The following is a 17,052-nucleotide window of genomic DNA, read 5'->3' on the forward strand; positions in this document are numbered from 1 at the left end:
CTCCGGGGTGGCGGCGCACGCTCCCGGCCGCCAGCCCGCACTCGCGCAGGCGGGCGCCGGGCTGCTCCTCGCGGCGGAGGCACACGCCGCCGGCTGGGGCTACCCGGTCGGAGGCGCACAGGCGATCGCCGACGCGCTCGTCGCCGACCTGCTCGCCCACGGCGGCACGCTGCGCCTGAACGCCGAGGTGCGCGGGCCCGGCGACCTCGACCCGGCCAGGGTCACCCTGCTCGACACCTCGACCGTCTTCCTCGACCGTTTCGCCGGTCCCGCGCTACCGGACGGGTACCGCCGTGCGCTCCGCCGCTACCGCTACGGCACCGGCATCGCCAAGGTCGACTTCGCGCTCTCCGGCCCGGTGCCCTGGACGAACCCGAGCCTCCACCTCGCGCCGACCGTGCACCTCGGCGGCAGCAGGGTCGAGGTCGAACGCGCCGAACGGCTGGTGTCCCGGGGACGCCCGCCACGGCATCCGTTTCTGCTGCTCGCCCAGCCGAGCGTGCTCGACGCCAGCCGGGCACCGGCCGGGAAGGCCGTGCTGTGGGCGTACACCCACGTTCCGGCCGGTTGGGGCGCCGACCCGGTCCTCGCGATCGTGCGCGAGATCGAACGCTTCGCGCCGGGATTCCGCGACACGATCCTCGCCACCGCGAGCCACTCGCCCGCCGAGCTCGCCGCGGGAAATCCGAACCTGATCGGCGGCGACATCCTCGGCGGCGCGGTCACCCTGGGCCAGCTCGTCAGGCGGCCGGTGGTGTCGACCCGGCCGTGGCGCACGCCCGTGCCCGGGCTCTACCTCTGCTCGGCGTCGACGCCGCCCGGCCCCGCCGTGCACGGCATGAACGGGTGGTTCGCCGCCACCCTCGCCCTGCGCGAGCACTTCGGAATCCGCGAGCTCCCCGACCTCGCCCCCTGACGAATTCGACGGAGTTCTTGGGCTTCCGACACGGGGGAGGCTCAGTCGTTCTCCGGCCAGTCCGCGGGGTCGAGCCGTTCGGTCGCACGCAGCTTGTCGATGTCGCGGCGTTCCCGCTTGGTCGGGCGTCCGGCGCCGCGGTCCCGCATCGGGACGAGCGCGACCTCCTCCCGCGGCGGGGGCGGCGGGGTCTTATCCACGTAGCATTCGGCGGCGACGAGCGCGCCGACCCGCTTGTTCACGATCTTCGAGACCACGAGCACCCGGTCGAACCCGCTCGACCGCACGCGCACCTCGTCGCCGATGTGCACCGGCTGCGCCGACTTCGCCCGTTCGCCGTTCACCCTGACGTGTCCGGCCCGGCACGCGGCCGTCGCGAGCGACCGGGTCTTGAACATCCGCACGGCCCACGCCCAGCTGTCCACGCGCGCCGTCGTCAGGGGGTCCATCCCTAGACTCTACGACCACGCGCGGGCGAGCGGATGCCGGTGCCGCGCCTGCCTCAGATCAGGACCCAGGCGATCAGCAGCATCGTGACGCAGAAGCCCGAGAAGAAGTTCAGCCAGAGGAAGCGCTTCCAGCCGGCGTTGGCGGTTTCGGCGCGTGCGTCGCTCACCGACCGGAACGGCCACGCGGCCGCGACGTACGGCACAGCGAGCACGGCTCCGAGCAGTCCGGGCCAGCCGGTCGCGAGCATCAGCAGCCCGGCCGCGGCCCAGCAGCCGATCGCGAGGCGCACCGTCCTGGCTGCGCCGAGTGCGGTCGCGATCGAGGAGATCCCGCCCTCCCGGTCCGGCACGACGTCCTGCACGGCGCCGAAGGCGTGGCTGGCCATGCCCCAGAGGAAGAAGGCGGCGAGCACCGCGACCAGGCCCGGCGTCCAAACCGCGCCGGCCACGACGAGCCCGTAGACCGCCGGGCTCACGAAGTGCGTGCTCGAGGTCACGGAGTCGACGACCGGGCGTTCCTTGAACCGGAGTACCGGCACGGAGTATGCGGCAACGGCGAAGAGGCTCACCGCGAGCACCAGCCACGACAGCGGATGCCCGGTTCCGGCGAGCACGAGCATCGCGCCGAGCACGGGCACCGCCGTCACGATCCCGGACAGCAGCACCGTGCGGTGCAGGGCCGGGTCGAGCATCGCGCCCTCGACGCCGCCCTTCCGCGGGTTGCGCAGGTCGGACTCGTAGTCGAACACGTCGTTGATGCCGTACATCAGCAGGTTGTACGGGATCAGGAAGAACAGCGTGCCGACGACGAGCAGCGCGTCCACCCGCCCGGTCGTCACGATGTAGGCAGCGGCGAACGGGTACGCGGTGTTGATCCAGCTGAGCGGCCGCGACGACAGCAGCACCTGCCTGGTCTTCCAGAGCGTCGTCGTGCGGATGCTGCTCATCGGTTCCCTCCGGACGTCGCCGAGCGCGGGTGCGAGCCTGGGCTCGTGGTCGTGGTCGTATTCAGGTTAGGGCCGCTGCCCGGGCTCGTGCCTGTGTCGACGTCCATATTCTCTGCGGAGCCATTCTCTCCGGAGCCGACGCCCGAGGCGCTGCCGGTGTGCTGCGGGTGCCCGTCGGGGTTCCAGCCGGGGGCCCTCCGGGCGGGGAGGAGCGTCCAGAGCGCCGGGAGGAGCAGCGCGACGGCGATGGGATAGGCGAAGTCCTCGATCGGCGCGAGGCCGACCCGGAATCCCGTGATGCGTCCGGGGTCATAGGCGACGAGGCCGACCCCGATCATGACGTTGTCGAAGACCGCGGTGAGGATCAGGACGCAGAGCAGGGCGACGGCGACCGCCCAGACGTTCTGGCGCGACAGCTGCTGCCGCCGCAGCAGCACGGCCGCGAACGTGACGAGGAGGGCGCAGCCGAGGAACATCAGGTCGAGCAGGACGTAACTCATGTGCGCCGCCCACGGTGCAGCATCCGCTCGGTGCCGTGCACCGCGTTCATCGTGAGGTAGCAGAGGAAGGTGAGGAAGAGGAGTTCCTCGAGCGGCAGCTCCGGCGCGAGTTGCACGCCGGTCATCAGCTCGGTCTCGCCCCGGTAGAAGATGCCCAGGCCGATTCCGCTCAGGTCCCAGAGCAGCAGGAAGACCACGCCGATCGCGAGAACGGCCGTGGCCCTGCGGGCATCGAGCCAGAAGAACAGCCGGAACCGCCGGTCGAGCAGAACCATGGCGCCGAGCGAGACGATCAGGATCAGGAGGTACGCGAGGCTCATGGCTCGCTCGGCGCGCCGGTCCCGGCGGCACCGGATGTCCCGGCGGTCCCGGCGCCCCGTTCGTTCGCCGGGTGCAACGGCACCGTCACCCGCACCGGAACCGGCACCGTCCCGCGCCGGGGCAGGGGCTCCGCGAGCGGTCCGGTGCTCGTGTCCGAGCGCATCCTCTTCAGGAGGATCTCGGCGCTGATCAGGCACATCGGCAGCCCGATCCCGGGAATCGTTGTTCCGCCGGCGTAGTAGAGGCCGTCGACCTTCGAGGAGGCGTTCGAGCCGCGGAAGAACGCGCTCTGCTTGAGGGTGTGCGCGGGGCCGAGTGCCCCGCCGCGCCAGGAATTGAGGTCGTCGGCGAAGTCGCCGGGCCCGATCGTGCGTCGGACGACGATCCGGTCGGCGAGGTCGGGGATGCCCGCCCAGTCCGCGAGTTGGCCGATCGCGTCGTCGGCGATCGCCTCGATGGCGGGGGAGCCCGCGCCGTCGACGCCGCCGTGGCCGAGGCCGGGGTCTGCCGGGATCGGGACGAGCAGGAACAGGTTCGAGGAGCCCTCCGGAGCGACGCCGGGGTCGGTCGCGCTCGGCATGCAGACGTAGAAGGACGCCGGCGAGGCGACGCTCGGGTTCTTCCCGAAGATGCGGCCGAAGTTCTCGCCCCAGTCCCGGGTGAACAGGAGGGTGTGGTGCTCCAGTTTCGGCAGTTCGCCGCGCACGCCGAGCAGAACGAGCACGGCGCCCGGCCCGGACACCCGGCGCTGCCACCAGGACTCCGGGTAGCTCTGCAGCGTCTCGGGAAGAAGCTCGGTCTCGGTGTGGTGCAGGTCTGCGGCCGAGACCACCCGGTCGGCGGCGAGCCGAACGGTGGTTCCGGCCCGGTCGACGTAGCTGACGCCGGCGACGGATGCCCGCAGTCGCCGGGCCGCGCCCGGCCCGGTCCCCGGCGTGGTCGTGATGGACGTGACCCGCGCACCCGTGATGACCTCGACGCCCTCGGCCCTGGCCAGGTCCGCGATGCTCTCGATCAATCGGGTGAAGCCGCCCTGGGGATAGAGCACGCCGTCGGCGAGGTCGAGGTGGCTCATCAAGTGGTACATCGACGGTGTCTGGTCCGGTGAGGAGCCGAGGAACACGGCGGGGTAGCCGAGCACCTGCCGCAGCCGGGGGTCTTTCACGTAGCCGGCGACGAACCGGTCGAGCGGTTGCAGGAGCAACCGGGCCAGCCTGCCGAGCCGGGTGAGCACGTCGCGCACGAGCAGCGGCCGGAAGGACTGGAAGCTCGTGTAGAGGAAGCGGCTCACGGCCATCCGGTAGGTGTCCTCCGCGGAGTCCAGATACCGGTCGAGAGCGGCCCCCGCCCCGGGTTCGATGCTCTCGAAGAGGGCGATGTTGTCTGCGCGTTCCGCACGGATGTCGATCGGGTCCGGAGTGTCCTCGAAGTAGACCCGGTAGCCGGGGTCAAGGCGGCGAAGCCCGAACTGCTCGGCCGAGCTCGTGCCGAACAGTCGGAAGAAATGGTCGAAGACGCCCGGCATCAGGTACCAGGACGGCCCGGTCTCGAACCGGAAGCCCTGTTCCGTCCACGTGCCCGCCCGCCCGCCGAGCGTGTCGCCGGCCTCGAGCAGGGTGACCCGGTGGCCGTCGCGGGCGAGGAGCGCTGCGCTTGCGAGGCCGGCGATGCCGCCCCCGATCACGATCGTGTGGCCACCGGTGTGGCCGGGGGCCTGTCCTGCGGAGTGCGGGGTCATTTCTTCCACGCTCCTGGTCCGAGTGCCGCACCGAGGGCGATCATGACTTTCTCCGGATTCGACACCCGCACCCGGGTGGACAGGAGCGCACGCGCGGGGGTCTCACGGAGTTTGACCGCGAGGCTCGCGAACAGGCCGTGCGCAGTCGCGACGGCGCGCCGGCTCCCGAGCGGGAGCAGCGGCAGCGCCCGCGCTGCGGCGTCGAGGTCAGCGTCCATGTCGTCGAGGAGGAGGTTCTTTTCAGCATCGGTCATGGTGAGCAGGTTGACCCCCGGGAAGTAGTTGCGTCCGAGGTCGTCCCGGTCCGCCGCGATGTCGCGGAGGAAGTTGACCTTCTGGAAGGCCGCGCCGAGGCTGCGGGAGCCGGCCGACAGCATCCGCAGTTCGGCGTCGGAACGTTCGGTTTGCTGCAGGAACGAGCGTAGGCACATCAGCCCGACGACCTCGGCAGAACCGTAGATGTACTCGGCGATGCCGGCGGCGTCGAAGGGGGCCGAGTCGAGGTCGCGCCGCATCGAGGCGAAGAACGGCGCCGTGAGCCGGGCGTCGATGCCGGTCGCTCGAGCGGTGTCTGCGAAGGCGTGCACGATGAGGTTGGTGCTGAATCCGGTGTCGATGGCCCGCAGGGTCTCCGCCTCGAGCTCGTCGAGTGCCGTGCGCTGGGCGGCCGTCGGGAGTCCCGCCTGGCTGGCGGCGCCGTCGACGATCTCGTCCGCGACGCGCACGAGCGCGTAGATCGAGGTGACCTGGCTGCGTTCCCTGGGCCCGAGCAGGCGGCAGGCGAGGCCGAACGACGTCGAGTAGACGCCGATGACCTGCGCGGCACTCGCGAGGGCCGCCGCGGTGTACTTCTCGAGCTGGGCACCGGTCGCCGCGGTCGGACGGCCGGACGCGCCGGCGCTGCTGGCGCTGGCGCTGCTGGCGGCGTCGGCGCTGCCGGCTGCGCCAGTGGTACCGGACGTGGCCTGTGTGCGGGACGCGTCCGGACGTGCGGGCGGTGTGGGCGATTTGGGCGATGTGGGCGCTGCGCGCCGGGTGTCGGTCATCGGGTGCGGTTCACAGACGTGTCGGCGAGCTGGGTCAGGGTGTTCCGGAGGACGTCCGGGATCGCGGGAGTGTCGAGGGCCTCGACGGCCCGGCGGGCATGGTCGATAGCGAGTTCGTCCGTGGACTGCAGCGCGCCGCACTCACGGAGGAGCGCGCGTGCCTCCCCGGCCTCGTCCTCGGTGAGGTCGTTCTTGCCGACGAAGGGGGCGATCGCGGGCCAGAGGCTCGTGGCGCCTGCGTATGAGATCAGTGCGGTCTGCTTGCCCTCACGCAGGTCGGTGAGCACGCTCTTCCCGGTGCGGCCCGGGTCGCCGAACACGCCGAGGATGTCATCGGTCAGCTGGAAGGCGACGCCGACGAGCCGGCCGAAGCGTCCGAGCACGTCGATCGCCTCTGCGCTCGCCTCCGCGAGCACGGCGCCGGCCATCAGGGGAGCCTCGAACGAGTAGACGGCGGTCTTCTGTTCGAGGGTCGACGTCACGTCCTCGACCGACAACGGATGCTTCGAGACGGTATTGGTCACATCCGCCAGTTCGCCCGCGGCCGACACGAAGACCGCCCGGTCGAGCAGGTCGAGCAGCCGACCGCGCTGCTCGCGATCGAGCGGCAGCAGGGCGAGTGCGCGGTGGGCCTCGCTCAATGCGAGATCGCCGGCGAGGATGGCGGCGGTGGTCGCCCAGGCGCCGGTCTGGGTGTCGTCTGCTCCGTGTGCGAGAGCGCGTTCGGTGAAGCGTCCGGCGACATTCGCGACGCCGCGTCGGTGCAGGTCGCGGTCGATGACGTCGTCGTGGATCACGAAGGCGGTGTGCAGCAGCTCGAAGCTCACGGCGAGGGGGACCGCGAGGGACATGTCTTTCCCGCCGAGACCGGAGTACGCGGCAAGCACGAGCGCGGGTCGCACCCGCTTGCCGCCGCTGCTCGCATGCTCGAGAGCGTCCCAGAGGGCCACGTAGTGATGTCCGTAGTCGCTCGCCCGCAGTCGGGCCGCGGCGAAGAAGCGCTGCAGTTCGGTCTCTACCTCGACGTGTGCGATCTCAGGCATCGAATCTCAACTCCTTCAGTTGGAGCACCATCCACGGGCTGAACGCCCAGGGACTGGAGAGTGCGCTCGCGCGCAGGGTTGCGGGGTCGGTCCAGACGTATTCGGCGACCTCGTCCGGGTTGGGGCTGGGGTCGGTGTGTGCTGTCGCCCGGTAGACCGGGCAGATTTCGTTTTCGACGACGCCACTCGCATCCGTCGCCCGGTAGCGGAACAGCGGCAGGGTCACGAAGAGGTCATCGAGGTCGAGGCCGAGCTCGAACCGGCCGCGCCGGTCGATGGCGTCCCGCTGCGACTCACCGGGAAGCGGGTGCCCACAGAACGAGTTCGTCCAGACGCCCGGCCAGGTGCGCTTGCTCAGGGCACGCCGGGTGATGAGCACCTCGCCGCGCGCGTTGAAGACATACACGGAGAAGGCGAGGTGCAGCGCGGTATCCGCGTCGTGCATCGTGAGCTTGGGCGCCGTTCCGATCGAGCGCCCCGCTTCGTCGACCAGCACGACGAGTTCGACCCTCTGGTCCACATCCTGCATCGCCGCCTCCTGATCTTCCCGTCACCTTACCCGTAAAAGTCGCTAACCAAGTTAGCTAAATGTGAGGCTAGCATGGAGCAATGCCCGAACGAGCCACTTCTCCGTCGCTGTCGCCGTCGCCGGAGCCGACCTTCTGGCCGGTGCCCGCGTCACGCGGTGCGTCGAGCGCACCGGGCGAGACCAGTCCGCGCGACGTTCTCGCCGCGCTCCGGGAGTTCCGCGCGGCGGATGCCGCGATGCGCCAGCGCGCCCAGGCGCAGCTCGCCGTCAACGAGACAGACCTCCTCGCCATCCGGCACCTGATCCAGGGGGAGGCCCGGCATACCCCCGTGAGCCCGAAGGACCTCAGCGCCTATCTGGGCATCTCGACCGCAGCGACGGCGAAACTGCTCGCGCGCCTGTCCCGGACCGGGCACATCCGGCGCGAGGCGCACGCCGTCGACGGGCGCGTGCAACTCATCTATGCCACTCCGTCCGCCCGCAGCGAGGTGCGCAGGGCGCTCGGCGCGGTGCACGGGCGCATGTTCGCGGCAGCGGAAGAACTCGATCCCGCCGAGCGCCGCGCCGTGATCCGCTTCCTCGTCAACGTCGCAGACGCGATGTCCGTTGTCGAGCGGTTCCCGGCATCGGTCCCGGCATCGAATCCGGAGCTCGCGAACGATGCCGCCCCGGACCGGGGGGCGGAAGCGGCTCGGCGGCACGGGACCGCCTAGGCTTGACCGGTGCCAACACCAGCAGCCGACCATGTGACCGCCCTCCTCGCGTCCTATCAGGACTTCCCGGAGACGGGCATTCTCTTCCGTGACCTCAATCCCGTGTTCGCCGACGCCGTGGCCTTCCGTACGATCATCGACGAACTCGCCGAGCGATTCCACGGTCAGTTCGACGCGGTCGCGGGAATCGAAGCGCGGGGTTTCCTGCTCGCAGCGGCGGTCGGGTACGCGGCGGGGGCATCCGTGCTCGCCGTGCGCAAGGGCGGCAAGCTGCCCGGCTCCGTTCTCTCGGAGAACTACGACCTCGAATACGGTTCGGCGTGCCTCGAACTCGAGATCGGCCAGCTGCCCGAGGGATCCCGCGTGCTCGTCCTCGACGACGTGCTCGCGACCGGCGGAACGATCGCGGCGACGTCCCGGCTCGTCCGGCGAGCCGGCTATCGGCTGACCGGCGTCGGCGTCGTGCTCGAGCTCACCGAGCTCCTCGGCCGCGACCGCCTCGGCACCACCCCGCTGCACACCATCGTCGCCCTCTAGGACCGTCGCCGCGCCTGTTTCGGCAGGCCGCTCCCGAAACGGCGGGCGCGCCCTGCCGAAACCGCAGCGGCGGCAGCGGATGCCGGACGCACCACTCTCCGCGACCGCCGGCATCCGCCGCTCCGCCCCGCACGGTGCGAAATCTGGACGCCGTGAGGCGATCCGCGACCCGATGCAGCATGCTTGGAGCATGACGGGAAACGGCGACGAGTGGGTCTTCGCGCCAGACGGCCGCAGGTTCTGGGGACGGTTCGGCGCCGCGGGGCTGCTCGTACACCACGAGGAGCTCGGCGTGCTCATGCAGCACCGCGCCGCGTGGAGCCACAACGGCGACACCTGGGGGCTTCCCGGCGGTGCCCGCCACGAACACGAGACCGCCCTCGAGGCCGCCCTCCGCGAGGCGAACGAGGAGGCCGGCGTGCCCGCCGAGCTCGTCAGCGTGCAGTTCAGCTCGGTGCTCGACCTCGGCTTCTGGTCGTACACCACGGTCGTCGTGCTCGCCCTCGAACGCTTCGAGCCCGTGATCAGCGACCGGGAGAGCATCGCGCTCCGCTGGGTGCCCACCGAGCTCGTCGACGAGCTGCCGCTGCACCCCGGCTTCGCGCAAAGCTGGCCCGCCCTGCGCGCCCGCCTCGACGGGGCGGATGCCGGCGACCCGGCCACGGACATCCGCTCGCCCCAGTCGCGCGCCTGACCCGCTGGCGTCAGACGGCGGGCAGCACCCGGAAGACCGGGTGGTCCGCGGCGATCGCCTCGAACGCGGCAACGGGTTCGTGCCTGTCCACGGACAGGTGCGGGCGGCCGCCGGGGGCCTTCTTCACGAAGCGCTTCAGGATCGGCGCGCGTTCCTCCGCAGGCACCTCGACGAGCCAGACCGGGCGCGCCGTCCTCCGGCGGAGGGTCGCACGGCCGCCCGCCGCGCGCACGTTCCGCACCCAGTTGCACTCGCCGAGCATCGAGACGAGGTACCACCGGCCGGCGACATCGGCCATCCCGATCGGGAACCGGGTGATCTGCCCGCTGCGGCGGCCGACGACCTCGAGGGAGACCCAGCGCCGCGGCAGCACCCCGAGGCGCAGCGCCCGGTTCCACAGCCGCGCATAGCGCTTCGCCGTGGCGTTCCCGCGCCTGCCGGCGTACATCGCGCGAAGCCGGTCGGCCTGCGCGCCCATCACAGCGCCCTCCGCACGGGGACGGACTCCGGCCGGGGGACCGCGCGCGGGAACCACGGCACGATCGCGCTCGTCACGCGCTGGTAGGCCGGGTACCCGGGGTGCCGGGACACCGAGATCCGCTCGGTGAACACCGTCGACCCGATGAACAGCCCGGTGAGGAGTACCGCGCCGAGCACGGACCACTGGAGGAGACTCCCGGCGGCGACCGCGCCGAACAGGAACACGACCCACCACTGGCCGAGCTCGCAGAAATAGTTCGGGTGCCGCGAGTAGCGGAACAGCCCGGTGCGGAGCACGTCCGGTCTCGCGGCCCCACTCTCTGCCGGAGAACCGCCCGTGTCGGCCCCGCGCGGTCCCCGCGCCCGGTGGAAGTCCCACTGCTGCTGGTCGGCGACCCCTTCGCCGACGAGCAGCAGCAGGAAGGCGAGGGTCAGGCCCAGATCGGCGGGGCCGAAGGGGTTCGCGGCGTGCAGTGCTGCGGTCGCGGCGGGCAGCACGATCAGGAGCAGGATCGCGTTCTGGTAGATCGTGATGAAGAACAGGTTGAAGAGTCCGAACCCGGCCGGCGACATCCGCCCGCGCAGAACGGCCCACCGATAGTCCTCCCCGCCGGGGGCGTAACCGCCCTTGCGGGCGAAGTTGAACGTCAGCCGCGCACCCCACAGGGTCACGAGAACGGCGATCGTCACGAGGCGCGCGTCGTCGAAACCGGACCCCGCTGCGAAGACCCACGCGTAGACCGGCGGCACCAGAGACCAGGACCGGTCCACCCAGGAGTATTCGCCGGTGAGCAGCGAGAGAATCCAGGCCGTGGCGCAGGAGGTGAGCATGATCCAGAGGCAGACGACGAACGGGTCCATGTCCGAAGCGTACGCCCGGTGCGGCCGCCCGGCCCGTGCGACCAGGACCGTGCGACCCGCTACCGTTGACACCCGGAGGAATCATGAAACTGGAGCCGTTGTTCCTGAGGCTCGACCGGGTCGCCGGTGGTCGCTCGGTCGAATACACCATCGCGCCCGAGATGCGCCGGCACCCCAAGACGCGCCGTGCGTTCGTCGCGATCCTGTGGCTCCTCGCCGCGGAACTGGTCCTCGGCGCTGCCGCGGTCGTGATCGCGGTCGTGTTGTTCCTCGGCGGCACCGCGATTCCGTCCTCGGTCTGGATGCGCACCTTCGTCGTGCTCGCGATGACGCTCACGCTGCTCTACTTCGCCTGGCGCGCGCAGAAGGGCTTCTACTGGGCCTACCTGCGGCTGCGGCTGTTCAGCAAGATCTTCCCGGTGATCACGCTCGTCCTCGCCGCGATCCCTGGCCTGTATCCCTTGTGGATGGTCAGCGAGCAGATCCTGTTCAGCCTCATCATGATCGGCGTCGGCGACTACCTCTCGTCCGACCACATGCGCGAGGCATTCCCGAAGCCGCACCGCACGCCGAAGCTGCAGCGCGCACCGAAGCCGCCGCGCCCCACCACGTCGCTCTAGTCCGGGGCAGCCGGACCCCGCCCGGCGGTCGCGCTGCGCTCTGGCGCTGCCCGCCGCCTCCGGGTCATGCCTCCCGCACGACCTCGGCCGCCGTCTTGTCCGGGCGCCGGCCCCGCCACGACGGATGCCGCAACCGGCCGTCCGCGGTCCACTCGAGGTAGTCGACCTCTCCGACCAGGACCGGCCGCACCCAGTGCGCATCGCGCACATCGGCCGCGGGCACCGCGGTGAACGGGTTCTTCGCCTGGGCGAGCCGGTCGAGCCGGCCGCGCAACGCCACGAGGTCCCGGTCGCGGAAACCGGTGCCGACCCTGCCGACATACTCGAGGCCCGTCGCCGACGGGATTCCGAGCAGCAGCGAACCGAGCGACCGCGACCGGTTGCCGTTTCCGGTGCGCCAGCCGCCGATCACCACCTCCTGCGACCGGTGGTGCTTGATCTTGATCCACGACCGGGACCGGCGCCCGCCCTCGTATCCACCGTCGGCGTCCTTCGCGACGATGCCCTCGAGACCGAGCTCGCGGCTCACCCGCACGGCCGCCTGCGCGTCGCCGGGCAGGTCCGGCGAGAGCTGCACCGCCCCGTCGCCCGCAACGATCGACTCGAGGATCGCCCGCCGTTCCGAGTACGGCGTGCGGCTGAGGTCGACCCCCTCGCGTTCGAGCACGTCGAACACGAGGTATTGCACGGGGGTCGCGGCTGCCGCTGCGGCCACCGTGCGACGGGTCAGGTGCATCCGGCTCTGCAGCAGGCCGAAGTTCGGCCTGCCCGAGCGGTCGAGCGCGACGATCTCCCCGTCCAGCACCGCGCTGGCCGCATGGACGGCGGCCGGAATGGCCGTGAGCAACTCGGGGTAGGCATCCGTCACCTCGTTGCCCGCCCGGGTGAAGAGGTGCACCGGCCGCTCGGTGCCCGTCGTCGCCAGGTAGGCGAGTGCACGGATGCCGTCCCACTTCGGTTCGAACGCCCAGCGGATGTCCGCGACCAGGTCGGCGGCAGACCCGAGCGTCGCGAGCATGGGTGCGTACCGCCCGCGCGGGCTCGCATCCGGCCGGTCTGTCGGCGCACCGCCGGTACCGGCACCCGCCCCGGCACCCGGCCCGGAATCCGCACCAGAACGTGCAGCCGCCCCGTCGTCCGCCGGTGCGGTCGGAGCGCCCGTCACGGCCGCCGCGGCGGACTCGGTCCGCCGGCGAGCCCCTGCCCCCGCCTTCGGTTTCATCAGGTGGATGAGCCAGTTCTGGGCCGAGCGGTCGTGAGAGCCCTGGCCCTGGGCATTCGTGCGGATGAGCGCGAACCGCCGCGAGCCATCGAGGCCCCCGCCCGGTTCCCCGTGCAGTGTCGCGATGACTTCGTCCTCCCGCCACTTCTCTAGGTCGTAGTGGCCACGATCCCAGATCGACACCGTGCCCGCACCGTATTCCCCGGCCGGAATCTCGCCTTCGAACCCGCCGTACTCGAGGGGATGGTCCTCGGTGCGCACGGCGAGGTGGTTCTTCGCCACGTCCGTGGGCACCCCGCGCGGGAGCGCCCAGGATGCGAGCACGCCCTCGTGCTCGAGACGGAAGTCATAGTGCAGGTTCCTGGCGTGGTGTTCCTGGATCACGAAGCTCTGCCGGTCCGTCTGCGCAGTCGCGGGTGCGGCGCCGGCGTCCGGCACCGGCTCCGGGGTGCGTGCCGCGCTGCGTTTGCTGCGATAGACGGCCAGCCGGTCGCCGGGGTCAGGGTAGGCGGCGCCCGCGTCCGCGTCGCCCGCGCCGGCGTGCGTCGTCCCGTGTGCCCCCGAACCGTGTGCCTCCGCACCGTGCGCCCCGAGCAGCGGGGCGAGCGGATCGCCGCTGTGCTCGACCCGGCTCAACGCCTGCCTGTAGTCGAGGTGGGCGAGACCAGGTTCGGCGAGCTCACGCCAGGTGCGGGGCATCGCGACCATCGGCCGGAACGTGCCGCGCAGGGAATACGGCGTGATCGTGGTCTTCGCGGCGTTGTTCTGGCTCCAGTCCACCAGGACCTTGCCGCCCCTGATCGACTTCTTCATGTCGCTCACGACGAGGTCGGGGTGGTCGGCTTCGAGCGCCCGCGCGAGTTCGTGCGCGACCTGGGAGATCTCGTCGGAGGTGTGGGTCAGGTCGAGGGCCGCATAGAGGTGGATGCCCTTGCTCCCGCTCGTGACCGGGAACGGGTCGAGTCCCATGTCGCGCAGGATGGCGCGGGCGAGCCGGGCCACCTCGGCGCAGTCCGGAAGCGTGACGCCCTCGCCGGGGTCGAGGTCGAGCACGAGCCGGTCGGGATTGCGCCGGCTGCCGTCCCGTCCGAACTGCCACTGCGGAACGTGGAGCTCGAGCGCCGACATCTGCCCGAGCCAGGTCAGGGTCGCCACGTCGTTCACGAGCGGGTACACGTTCGTGTGGTCGGTGTGCTCGATCGAGTGGCGCTGCACCCAGCTCGGCGCCGAGTCCTCGAGGTTCTTCTGGAAGAACATCTTCTCCGGCTTCTCCGGCTTCTCCGGCGTGCCGACCCCGTGCACCCAGCGTTTCCGCGTCGCCGCACGGTTCGCGGCGTGCGGAACGAGCACCTCGGCGATCGCGGCGTAATAGCCGAGGACATCCGCCTTGGTGGTGCCGGTCTCGGGGTAGAGCACCTTGTCGAGGTGCGTGAGCGTGATCCGGTGCCCGTCGACGGACACGATCTGGCTCGTCGCCTCGTTCATCCGGTCTCCGTTCCGATCGATTCGCGCCAGGTCCTCCCGCTGCCGTTCTTCCAGCATGCCCGTCCAGTCCCCGTCCGGCTAGTACGGGCGGCGGATGCGGTGTCTACTGTTTCGCATGAGATCGATCTGGAAGGGCTCCATCACCTTCGGCCTCGTCAACGTGCCCGTCAAGGTCTACAGCGCGACAGAGGACCATGACACTCCGCTGCACCAGGTCCACGACGCAGACGGCGGGCGCATCCGCTACCAGCGGCGGTGCTCCCGGTGCGGCCGGATCGTCGACTACGCCCACATCGACAAGGCGTACGACGACGGGGAGAACACGGTCGTCCTCACCGAGGAGGAGCTCCGCAGACTGCCGGCGGAGAAGAGCAGGGAGATCGACGTCGTCGAGTTCGTGCCGAGCGAGCAGCTCGACCCGATGCTGTTCGAGAAGAGCTACTACCTCGAGCCGGACGGTGCATCGCCCAAGGCGTACGTCCTGCTGCGGCGGGCGCTCGAGGCGAGCGACCGCACCGCGATCGTGCGGTTCGCCCTCCGCCAGAAGACCCGCCTCGGCGCGCTCCGGGTGCACGGTGACGTGCTGCTCCTGCAGGCGCTGCTCTGGAGCGACGAGGTGCGAGAGGTCGACTTTCCCGCCCTGGCCGAGACGACGAAGATCTCGCGGCAGGAGCTCGAACTCTCGGCGGCGCTCGTCGAGTCCTTTGCCTCCGATTTCACCCCGCAGGACTACCGAGACGACTACCAGGACCAGCTCAGGGACCTGATCGAGGCCAAACTGGCCGCCGGCGAGACCGTCGAGGCGGCCGAGGCCGGGGAGGCGGGGGAGTCCGCGGAGGAGGAGTCCGCAGGCGGGGAGGTCCTCGACCTGATGGAGGCACTGAAACGCAGTGTCGAGCGCAGCCGGGCCGGGGGGAAGGGCGAGACCGCGGCAGACGGCGAGGACACGGCGCGGCCGGCGAAACGCCGCATTCCTTAGCGGCCGGGCACCTCGATAGACTCGCACAATGGCAGCGGCCGAAGTACCGATCGTCAGTTCCAGGGTTCTGACCCTGCCGAACGTCTTGAGCGCCCTCCGGCTCGCCCTCGTTCCGGTCTTCCTCGTCCTGCTCGTCCGCGGTGCGGACGCCTGGGCCCTGCTGGTGCTCCTCGTGGCGAGTCTCACTGACTACCTCGACGGCGTGATCGCGCGGCGCTTCAATCAGATCACCCGGCTCGGCCAGCTGCTCGATCCCGCTGCCGACCGGCTCTACATCTTCGCGGCCCTCCTCGGCCTGGCCTGGCGTGACCTCGTGCCGTGGTGGATCGTGCTCATCGTGATCGGCAGGGACGTCTTTCTCCTCGGCCTCGGCATCGTCCTCGCGAACCACGGCTACGGGCCGCTCCCGGTCAACCTGCTCGGCAAGGCCGCGACGTTCTGTCTCTTCTACGCCCTGCCGTTGATCATGCTCGGCCAGGCGTTCCCCATGCTCGGCTGGTGGTCTCTTCCGATCGGCTGGGCCTTCGGAATCTGGGGTGCGTTCCTCTATTGGTGGGCCGGAATCATCTACGCTTTCGAGACTGCCCGGGTGATTCGGCTTCCGCGGGTTATTGCGCCCATTCGATCGGATACGATTGACGGGTAGGAGGTGCACCGGTGATTGATTCCAAAAAGCCAGATGAGAGCCAGCGTAAGACCGCGCCCGAAGAATACTCCGGTACCGACACGACGATGACGTTCAGTCAGGGCTTCGCGGCCCAGCTGGCGGCGGTCGACAACGACGTGACGGCAGAGGAGCTGGAAGCGATCTCTGCCCTGCCCTCCGGGTCCGCTCTGCTCGTTGTCCGCCGTGGTCCGAATTCGGGCGCCCGGTTCCTGCTCGACGCCGACGTGACGACCGTCGGCCGGCACCCGCACGCGGACATCTTCCTCGACGACGTGACCGTGTCCCGCAGGCACGCCGAGTTCCTCCGCCACGGAACCTCGTTCGAGGTCAAGGACCTCGTCTCCCTGAACGGCACCTATTTCGAGGGAGTGCGCATCGAAACCGCCGCGCTCCACGACAGGGATGAAGTTCAGGTCGGCAAGTTCCGGCTCACGTTCTACGCCTCGCGACTCGATCTGGCGCCACAGGCGAGCGAGTAGTGGCAGCGTCCTCCGCCCAGGCCAGGCAGCCGGGTGCGACGTCGCTGTTGAGCATCGGACAGGTGCTCGCTCGCCTGACCCCGGATTTCCCCGACCTCACCCCGTCGAAGCTGCGCTTCCTCGAGGAGCAGCGGCTCGTCTCTCCCGCGCGCACCGAATCCGGCTACCGCAAGTTCTGCGCGAGCGACCTCGACCGGCTCCGCCTCATCCTCTCGATGCAGCGCGACCTGTACCTTCCGCTCAAGGTCATCCGCGGCTACCTCGACGACCTCGACGCCGGCAACTCGCCGACGCTGCCCGGGGGAGTCACCCCGGGTCCGTCGATGCTGTCGACCGAACGGCGCCTCAGCCGCGACGAACTCATCCGCGAGGCCGGGGCATCCGCCGCCCTGTTGCACGACGCCGTGTCCGCCTCGATCATTCTTCCCGCGGATGTCTACGGTGACGAGGCGCTCGGAGTGCTGCGTGCCCTTGTCGAGCTTCAGCACAGCGGGATCGAACCGAGGCACCTGCGCGGCTTCCGCGGCGCGGCAGAACGGGAACTGGGGCTGATCGAGAGCGCCCTGGTGCCGCTGTCCCGACGCAGGGACGCGTCGAGCCGGGCGAAGGCCGCGGAAATGGCCGTCGAAATCGCCGGCAATTTCGAGGTGATCCGGGGCAGCCTGATCCGTTCGGCGCTCGGCCGCCTCACCAGTTAAGCCGTAGACTGCTGGAGGTGCCGCCGGACCGAATCTGATCCGATCGCGCCTCACCGATATCGTCCCTGACGACACGCCGACGTGTTCGAGCGGATGTCCGCACCGAGGCCCACTTGGCTCGGTAGCGT

The 17,052-nt window shown here is 70.4% G+C and carries 20 protein-coding genes; 9 read left to right on the plus strand and 11 right to left on the minus strand.

Annotated features, from left to right (window positions below):
- The coding region (locus E3O44_RS19140; protein WP_166792553.1) for a phytoene desaturase family protein at positions 1 to 916 on the plus strand (916 nt) is incomplete at its 5' end.
- A 41-nt stretch (positions 917 to 957) separates the two neighbouring features.
- On the opposite strand, the gene E3O44_RS05290 is transcribed toward E3O44_RS19140, so the two are convergent.
- Genes E3O44_RS05290 through idi form a run of 8 tightly spaced genes read right to left on the minus strand, consistent with a single transcriptional unit; the run spans position 958 to position 7,489 of the window.
- Positions 958 to 1,365: an RNA-binding S4 domain-containing protein gene (locus tag E3O44_RS05290; protein WP_134533275.1), complete on the minus strand. Its 408-nt coding sequence runs from the start codon at positions 1,363 to 1,365 to the stop codon at positions 958 to 960.
- Positions 1,366 to 1,418: 53 nt separating this feature from the next.
- A complete protein-coding gene (locus tag E3O44_RS05295; protein WP_134533277.1) occupies positions 1,419 to 2,312 on the minus strand; it encodes a prenyltransferase in 894 nt (297 codons plus the stop codon).
- Positions 2,309 to 2,812 (minus strand): lycopene cyclase domain-containing protein, encoded by a 504-nt coding sequence (locus E3O44_RS19835; protein ID WP_134533279.1) that lies wholly within the window; start codon positions 2,810 to 2,812, stop codon positions 2,309 to 2,311. Before E3O44_RS19835 ends, E3O44_RS05295 begins: the two co-directional genes overlap by 4 nt.
- On the minus strand, positions 2,809 to 3,132 hold the full coding sequence (locus E3O44_RS05305; RefSeq protein ID WP_134533280.1) for a lycopene cyclase domain-containing protein: 324 nt from the start codon (positions 3,130 to 3,132) through the stop codon (positions 2,809 to 2,811). Before E3O44_RS05305 ends, E3O44_RS19835 begins: the two co-directional genes overlap by 4 nt.
- The gene (gene crtI, locus E3O44_RS05310; protein WP_134533282.1) at positions 3,129 to 4,871 is read right to left on the minus strand and encodes a phytoene desaturase family protein; all 1,743 of its coding nucleotides are present in this window, start codon (positions 4,869 to 4,871) and stop codon (positions 3,129 to 3,131) included. The genes E3O44_RS05305 and crtI overlap by 4 nt, the downstream gene beginning before the upstream one ends.
- Positions 4,868 to 5,917: a phytoene/squalene synthase family protein gene (locus tag E3O44_RS05315; RefSeq protein ID WP_134533284.1), complete on the minus strand. Its 1,050-nt coding sequence runs from the start codon at positions 5,915 to 5,917 to the stop codon at positions 4,868 to 4,870. The genes crtI and E3O44_RS05315 overlap by 4 nt, the downstream gene beginning before the upstream one ends.
- Entirely contained in the window at positions 5,914 to 6,960 is a 1,047-nt protein-coding gene (locus E3O44_RS05320; protein WP_134533286.1) for a polyprenyl synthetase family protein, read from the minus strand. The genes E3O44_RS05315 and E3O44_RS05320 overlap by 4 nt, the downstream gene beginning before the upstream one ends.
- Positions 6,953 to 7,489, minus strand: coding sequence for an isopentenyl-diphosphate Delta-isomerase (gene idi / locus E3O44_RS05325; RefSeq protein WP_134533287.1), 537 nt, complete (start codon positions 7,487 to 7,489; stop codon positions 6,953 to 6,955). The genes E3O44_RS05320 and idi overlap by 8 nt, the downstream gene beginning before the upstream one ends.
- Before the next feature lie 80 nt (positions 7,490 to 7,569).
- On the opposite strand from idi, the gene E3O44_RS05330 reads away from it, so the two are divergent.
- From E3O44_RS05330 to E3O44_RS05340, 3 genes are all read left to right on the plus strand, one after another.
- Entirely contained in the window at positions 7,570 to 8,202 is a 633-nt protein-coding gene (locus E3O44_RS05330) for a MarR family winged helix-turn-helix transcriptional regulator (RefSeq protein WP_134533289.1), read from the plus strand.
- A 9-nt stretch (positions 8,203 to 8,211) separates the two neighbouring features.
- Positions 8,212 to 8,739 carry an adenine phosphoribosyltransferase gene (locus E3O44_RS05335; protein WP_134533291.1) on the plus strand — a complete coding sequence of 176 codons (528 nt, stop codon included), beginning with the start codon at positions 8,212 to 8,214 and terminating at the stop codon, positions 8,737 to 8,739.
- Between the two features lie 79 nt (positions 8,740 to 8,818).
- Positions 8,819 to 9,433 (plus strand): NUDIX domain-containing protein, encoded by a 615-nt coding sequence (locus tag E3O44_RS05340; RefSeq protein ID WP_241976077.1) that lies wholly within the window; start codon positions 8,819 to 8,821, stop codon positions 9,431 to 9,433.
- A 10-nt stretch (positions 9,434 to 9,443) separates the two neighbouring features.
- Here the strand turns inward: E3O44_RS05340 and E3O44_RS05345 are convergent, their stop codons facing one another.
- Together E3O44_RS05345 and E3O44_RS05350 are read right to left on the minus strand one after the other, a co-directional pair.
- Positions 9,444 to 9,911: a nitroreductase/quinone reductase family protein gene (locus E3O44_RS05345; RefSeq protein ID WP_198415875.1), complete on the minus strand. Its 468-nt coding sequence runs from the start codon at positions 9,909 to 9,911 to the stop codon at positions 9,444 to 9,446.
- A complete protein-coding gene (locus E3O44_RS05350; RefSeq protein WP_134533293.1) occupies positions 9,911 to 10,774 on the minus strand; it encodes a DUF1295 domain-containing protein in 864 nt (287 codons plus the stop codon). The genes E3O44_RS05345 and E3O44_RS05350 overlap by 1 nt, the downstream gene beginning before the upstream one ends.
- An 83-nt stretch (positions 10,775 to 10,857) precedes the next feature.
- Between E3O44_RS05350 and E3O44_RS05355 the strand changes: the two genes are divergently transcribed.
- Positions 10,858 to 11,394, plus strand: coding sequence for a hypothetical protein (locus tag E3O44_RS05355; protein ID WP_134533295.1), 537 nt, complete (start codon positions 10,858 to 10,860; stop codon positions 11,392 to 11,394).
- 64 nt (positions 11,395 to 11,458) lie between these two features.
- Here the strand turns inward: E3O44_RS05355 and E3O44_RS05360 are convergent, their stop codons facing one another.
- Positions 11,459 to 14,101, minus strand: coding sequence for an ATP-dependent DNA ligase (locus E3O44_RS05360; RefSeq protein ID WP_134533297.1), 2,643 nt, complete (start codon positions 14,099 to 14,101; stop codon positions 11,459 to 11,461).
- Positions 14,102 to 14,216: 115 nt separating this feature from the next.
- Here E3O44_RS05360 and ku point away from each other — a divergent pair, with 115 nt between their 5' ends.
- The 4 genes from ku (at position 14,217) to ftsR (ending at position 16,924) form a co-directional block, all read left to right on the plus strand.
- Complete coding sequence (gene ku, locus E3O44_RS05365; RefSeq protein ID WP_134533299.1) at positions 14,217 to 15,080, plus strand: non-homologous end joining protein Ku; 864 nt, start codon at positions 14,217 to 14,219, stop codon at positions 15,078 to 15,080.
- Between the two features lie 28 nt (positions 15,081 to 15,108).
- On the plus strand, positions 15,109 to 15,726 hold the full coding sequence (locus tag E3O44_RS05370) for a CDP-alcohol phosphatidyltransferase family protein (protein ID WP_134533301.1): 618 nt from the start codon (positions 15,109 to 15,111) through the stop codon (positions 15,724 to 15,726).
- 86 nt (positions 15,727 to 15,812) lie between these two features.
- Positions 15,813 to 16,226: an FHA domain-containing protein gene (locus E3O44_RS05375; protein WP_134533712.1), complete on the plus strand. Its 414-nt coding sequence runs from the start codon at positions 15,813 to 15,815 to the stop codon at positions 16,224 to 16,226.
- Entirely contained in the window at positions 16,226 to 16,924 is a 699-nt protein-coding gene (ftsR, locus tag E3O44_RS05380) for a transcriptional regulator FtsR (RefSeq protein WP_134533303.1), read from the plus strand. Before E3O44_RS05375 ends, ftsR begins: the two co-directional genes overlap by 1 nt.
- Positions 16,925 to 17,052: the final 128 nt, after the last annotated feature.

Origin of the sequence: Cryobacterium algoricola (assembly GCF_004402485.1) — a bacterium.
Classification (GTDB): Bacteria; Actinomycetota; Actinomycetes; order Actinomycetales; family Microbacteriaceae; genus Cryobacterium; species Cryobacterium algoricola.